This window comes from Mucilaginibacter sp. (genome assembly GCF_028288105.1).
Lineage (GTDB): Bacteria > Bacteroidota > Bacteroidia > Sphingobacteriales > Sphingobacteriaceae > Mucilaginibacter.
The window spans coordinates 1-4,542 of record NZ_JAQBOI010000080.1 but is presented as its reverse complement, the minus strand read 5'-3'; the positions used below and the strand labels follow the sequence as shown (position 1 = coordinate 4,542).

At 42.2% G+C, this 4,542-nt stretch carries 5 protein-coding genes and 1 pseudogene; 1 reads left to right on the top strand and 5 read right to left on the bottom strand.

The window, feature by feature from the left end; genetic code table 11:
* Window positions 1-274: 274 nt before the first annotated feature.
* From nadD to JWQ85_RS05525, 3 genes are all read right to left on the bottom strand, one after another.
* The gene (gene nadD / locus JWQ85_RS05535; RefSeq protein ID WP_299465184.1) at window positions 275-850 is read right to left on the bottom strand and encodes a nicotinate (nicotinamide) nucleotide adenylyltransferase; all 576 of its coding nucleotides are present in this window, start codon (window positions 848-850) and stop codon (window positions 275-277) included.
* 40 nt (window positions 851-890) lie between these two features.
* Window positions 891-1,517 carry a guanylate kinase gene (gmk, locus tag JWQ85_RS05530; protein WP_299465182.1) on the bottom strand — a complete coding sequence of 209 codons (627 nt, stop codon included), beginning with the start codon at window positions 1,515-1,517 and terminating at the stop codon, window positions 891-893.
* Between the two features lie 75 nt (window positions 1,518-1,592).
* Window positions 1,593-2,468, bottom strand: coding sequence for a YicC/YloC family endoribonuclease (locus tag JWQ85_RS05525; RefSeq protein ID WP_299465181.1), 876 nt, complete (start codon window positions 2,466-2,468; stop codon window positions 1,593-1,595).
* Between the two features lie 310 nt (window positions 2,469-2,778).
* On the opposite strand from JWQ85_RS05525, the gene JWQ85_RS05520 reads away from it, so the two are divergent.
* Complete coding sequence (locus tag JWQ85_RS05520) at window positions 2,779-3,366, top strand: hypothetical protein (protein WP_299465178.1); 588 nt, start codon at window positions 2,779-2,781, stop codon at window positions 3,364-3,366.
* 66 nt (window positions 3,367-3,432) lie between these two features.
* On the opposite strand, the gene rnc is transcribed toward JWQ85_RS05520, so the two are convergent.
* Together rnc and JWQ85_RS05510 are read right to left on the bottom strand one after the other, a co-directional pair.
* Window positions 3,433-4,158 carry a ribonuclease III gene (rnc, locus tag JWQ85_RS05515; protein WP_299465175.1) on the bottom strand — a complete coding sequence of 242 codons (726 nt, stop codon included), beginning with the start codon at window positions 4,156-4,158 and terminating at the stop codon, window positions 3,433-3,435.
* A gap of 9 nt (window positions 4,159-4,167) precedes the next feature.
* Window positions 4,168-4,542, bottom strand: a pseudogene (locus JWQ85_RS05510) (beta-ketoacyl-[acyl-carrier-protein] synthase II); the annotation flags it as partial.

Below are 4,542 nucleotides of genomic sequence, written 5' to 3'. Positions count from 1 at the left end.
TTGCTCGCAATAAGCATGGTCGGTTAATAGTTCTTCAATATTACTTTCCACCACGTTTTTTACCCATAGTGGGTCGGTAGGTAGCTGAAGTTTAAGGATGGTTTTCTCGCTCACAGAAGCAAAGATAGCTTGTTGGGAGTAAAAGGCGAAAGGATTTAATTTACATCCGTCATTGCGAGGTACGAAGCAATCTCTTTATGCTATTCGTTCATGCAAGGTGTATAATTGTCCTAAAGAGATTGCTTCGTACCTCGCAATGACGCGTGGTGAAGAACTAAACCCTGTACAAACTTTTACTCTCAATAAATTTTAAAACCGGATCGGGCACAAAATATTGTACGTTCTTTTTCTCGGCTATTGATTTACGAATGAAGGTCGCCGATAGTTCCATCAGCGGGGTCATGGTGATGGTAACGGATGGGTGCGATGCAAATTCGGCGTTTTCATAACCCGGGCGCGGATAAACAAAGATCTGGTAATCGCGCAGTATTAGCTTGTAGTTCTTCCATTTGTGCAATGTTACCAGGTTATCAGACCCCATAATAAGGGCAAACTCATGCTCGGGGTATTTTTCTTTTAAATGGGTGAGGGTGTCAATAGTGTAAGATGGCTGCGGCAGCTTTAATTCTACATCACTTACGGCAATGTTGGTGGAGTTATCTGTAGCCAGCTTGGCCATCTCCAGCCTGTCGTAAGTATTTATTAGGTCACCGTATTTTTTTAACGGGTTTTGGGGCGATACAACCAGCCACACCTTATCAAGTGTGGTGTAGTTAGCCATATAGTTGGCAATTATTAAATGCCCAATGTGTATAGGATTAAACGAACCGAATAGTAAGCCTATCTTCATGTGTTACTCCCTAACCCCTAAAAGGGGCATGTTAAAAAAGTTAATACCCCTCCTTCAAATGAGAATTTGAAACTCGCCCTTCAGGGGGCTGGGGGGCGTCGATAAACCCTCGCACTAAATCTTCCGCCTCTTTGCAAGCCGTTTCAAGATCGTAATTTTTAAGGATAATATCAAATTGAGGGGCATAATTAAGCTCTTTTTCTGCTTTTGCAAAGCGCTCCGCCAGTTTTTCGGCACTATCGGTTCCGCGGCCGGTTAATCTTTCTATCAAAACCTCCAGTGATGGTGGCTGAACGAACACGGCGAGCGCCTGGTCCTCATACTTACGTTTAAGGTGCATACCGCCTTCCACATCAATATCAAATATTACGGTTTTGCCTTTTGCCCATATGCGCTCTATCTCGGTACGCAAGGTGCCGTAGAAAGTGCCTGTATAAACCTCTTCAAACTCCACAAATTGCTTTTTGGCAATGCGGTGAAGAAACTCTTCTTTGCTGATGAAATAGTAATCTTTCTCGTGCTGCTCATCGCCGCGGGCGGGCCTGGTGGTGGCCGAAATGGAAAACTCCAGCTCGGGCATTTTGCTAAGCAGGTGATGTACTATGGTAGTTTTACCTGCTCCAGACGGGGCCGAAAATATGATGAGTTTACCTTCTTCTGGGTTCATGGTTTATAGTTCATGGTTCATGGCAGGTTTATAGTATGGCGACTTTCCATGAACTATGAACCATCGGCTATGAACTTACAATACGTTTAACAGTTGTTCTTTAATTTTTTCAAGCTCTTCTTTCATGCCTACTACCAATTTTTGCATATTGGCGTCGTTAGCTTTTGAGCCCAGGGTGTTTATTTCACGGCCAATTTCCTGCGAAATAAAGCCAAGTTTTTTACCGTTTGCATCCGCGTTTTTCAATGTTTCGACAAAGTACTCGCAATGTGCTTTCAAGCGGATCTTTTCTTCCGTAATGTCAAGCTTATCTATATAATAGATCAGCTCTTGCTCAAAACGGTTCTTGTCAATGCTTTCGGCACCCACCGCTTCGCTTAAAAACTGATTCAACCGTTCGCGGATAACCGGTACGCGTTTGGGTTCTTCAACCTCAACAAGTTCCAGGTTTTTTAAGATAATGCCAATGCGGTATTTAATATCCTGTTCTAAAACATTCCCCTCGTCGCTACGGAACTGCTGAAAAGCAGCCATAGCCTGCTGAAATGTTTTTTCAACCAGTTTCCATTCATCGTCAGATACGGTATCTTCTTCGTACTTAACAACCTCGGGTAAGCCTAAGGCTAATTGCAGCAGGTTACCACCCGGTTCATTCAACTCATCGCTTACGCTTTTTAGCTGATTATAGTAATGTTTAAGCAACTCCCGATCGATACCGGCAGCTTTTACGTTGGAGTTGGCCTGTTCTACATTAATAGAGAGGTTTACTTTACCACGGTCTATCTGTTTACTGCAATCGTTACGTAACTGAAATTCTTTTTCGGAGAATATTTTTGGTAAGCGCAGGGATAGTTCAAGAAATTTACTGTTAAGGGATTTTATCTCAACGGTATATTTTGTTTTGCCGGAGTCAAAGCTGGCAATTCCATACCCTGTCATGGATTTTATCATGGTGCAAAGATAATTATTTGTTAGAGATTATGAACAGGAGAGATTAGGGCTTAGGTTTAGGCCGACTTTGTTGTAACTAATCGCTGGTCACTAATCTCTAAACACTAACTTTAACATTTTTTCACATTTTAAGCCATATACATTTTATAAGTTTGCTACGTTAAATATGATGCCCTTGAAGTTTTTAATAACCTGTTTAATAAATCTGTTCTGTTTTACCTTCCTTGTTTCTGCACAGCAAACGGTTATAAAAGGGGTTGTTTATAGGCGGATCTCGTCAGTAAAGCTTACAGAGGTATTTATCACCAATATGAAAACTAAAGCCGTTGCCATAGGCGATGGTTTGGGTGGTTTTAGCATTAATGCTACCGTTGGCGATACTTTGTTGTTTACCAAAACCGGTTATACCCCACAAAAACAGGAAGCCACCAATTACGGCATGGTAGTTTACATGCAACCCGAAGTACAGTTAGGAGAAGTACGTATTGTTGGCCAAACAAAAAAGCAGGAGTTAAACGAAATAATGGGCGACTACCGCAAGCAGGGCACTTTTTACAATGGCAGCCCGCCGGTGTTGGCCGCGCTTACATCGCCTTTAACGGGATTGTATGAATTGTTTGGGAAAACGCCGGGTAGGGCCAAGCGGTTTGCCGCTTTCTCTAAACGCGAGTTAGAAGCAACAGAGGTTGACAGGCGATACAATAGACCACTGGTGATGCGTGTTACCGGCTTAACCGAAAACGATAGCACAACAGTACGCAAGTTTATGGAATACTATCGCCCATCTTTTGAAGACCTGAAAACCTGGGGTGATTATGATCTTATTCAGAAAATAAAAACACAATACGAATATTTTAAGAAGAACGGCGACCATCCAACTTTGCAGAAGTTGTATTAAGAATTGGTGAGTGGTTGATTGAGTTTATTGGTGAGTAGTTAATATTCAATACATTCGAAATCCAGATTATATTCCTAATGCGGCGCAGGCTTTTTCGGCAGCCAGCTTTTCAGCGTTTTTCTTACTGAATTCTTTTCCGGAACCCATTACTTCGCCATCAACACTGGCTTGTACAGTAAATAGCTTGGCACTTTCGCCTTCTTCGTTGGTGATAACATCAAAGCTAATGTCTTTGCCATGGCGCTGGCACCATTCAATTAATTTACTCTTAAAGTTTGTTTCAGTTTGCTCCAGGGTGTGGATATCAATATGCGATTTAATGATGTGGTTCACCAAAAAGTTACGGGTAAAATCGTAACCTTTATCCAGGTAAACGGCACCTATAAGGGCCTCAAAGGCATCGCCAAGCAGGGAGCCCTGCCTGCCCGAGTTTAATACTTTATTATCAAACTCTATCAGTTTATCAAAACCCAGCTTGCGGCCAAGCTGGTTAAGGTTGTTCCTGCTCACAATTTTTGAACGCAGCTCTGTTAAGAAGCCTTCATCTTCGTAAGGGTATAGTTTAAAAAGCACCTCGGCTACTACGCTGCCCAGTACCGCATCGCCCAGAAACTCAAGGCGTTCGTTACTGTTTTTTACGCCCTTTTTAATATTTTGCGCAACCGATTTATGGCGAAATGCCAACCGGTATAACGATAAATTGCCCGGTACAAAACCGAGCAAATTTTTTAAAACCTTAACGTATTTTCTATTTGGCGAAAGGTAAAGCTTATAGAAGCGACTAATTGGCATCCAACGAGATTATTGCTGGTACTTTTTAAATATAACTGAAGCATTATGACCACCAAAACCAAAGCCATTGCTTTGTGCTATGTTTACCACGCGTTTTTGGGCGGTGTTAAATGTAAAGTTAATTTTAGGGTCAAAAGCCGGGTCGTCAGTAAAATGGTTGATCGTTGGCGGGATGATATCGTTCTGCAATGCCAAAATAGAGGCAATAGCTTCAACAGCACCTGCAGCACCAAGTAAATGGCCTGTCATTGATTTTGTTGAGCTGATGTTGATACGATAAGCATGCTCACCAAAAGCATCCTGTATTGCCTTTACTTCCTGTGGGTCACCAATTGGGGTTGATGTACCGTGCACATTTACATAATCGATATCGGCAGGGGTTAA

What these genes read in the sequence shown, in the direction of transcription:
- JWQ85_RS05525 (WP_299465181.1), bottom strand. Translation starts at nt 2,468, where the DNA reads ATGATAAAATCCATGACAGGGTATGGAATTGCCAGCTTTGACTCCGGC.
- rnc (WP_299465175.1), bottom strand. Translation starts at nt 4,158, where the DNA reads ATGCCAATTAGTCGCTTCTATAAGCTTTACCTTTCGCCAAATAGAAAA.
- JWQ85_RS05520 (WP_299465178.1), top strand. Translation starts at nt 2,779, where the DNA reads ATGAAAACTAAAGCCGTTGCCATAGGCGATGGTTTGGGTGGTTTTAGC.
- gmk (WP_299465182.1), bottom strand. Translation starts at nt 1,517, where the DNA reads ATGAACCCAGAAGAAGGTAAACTCATCATATTTTCGGCCCCGTCTGGA.
- nadD (WP_299465184.1), bottom strand. Translation starts at nt 850, where the DNA reads ATGAAGATAGGCTTACTATTCGGTTCGTTTAATCCTATACACATTGGG.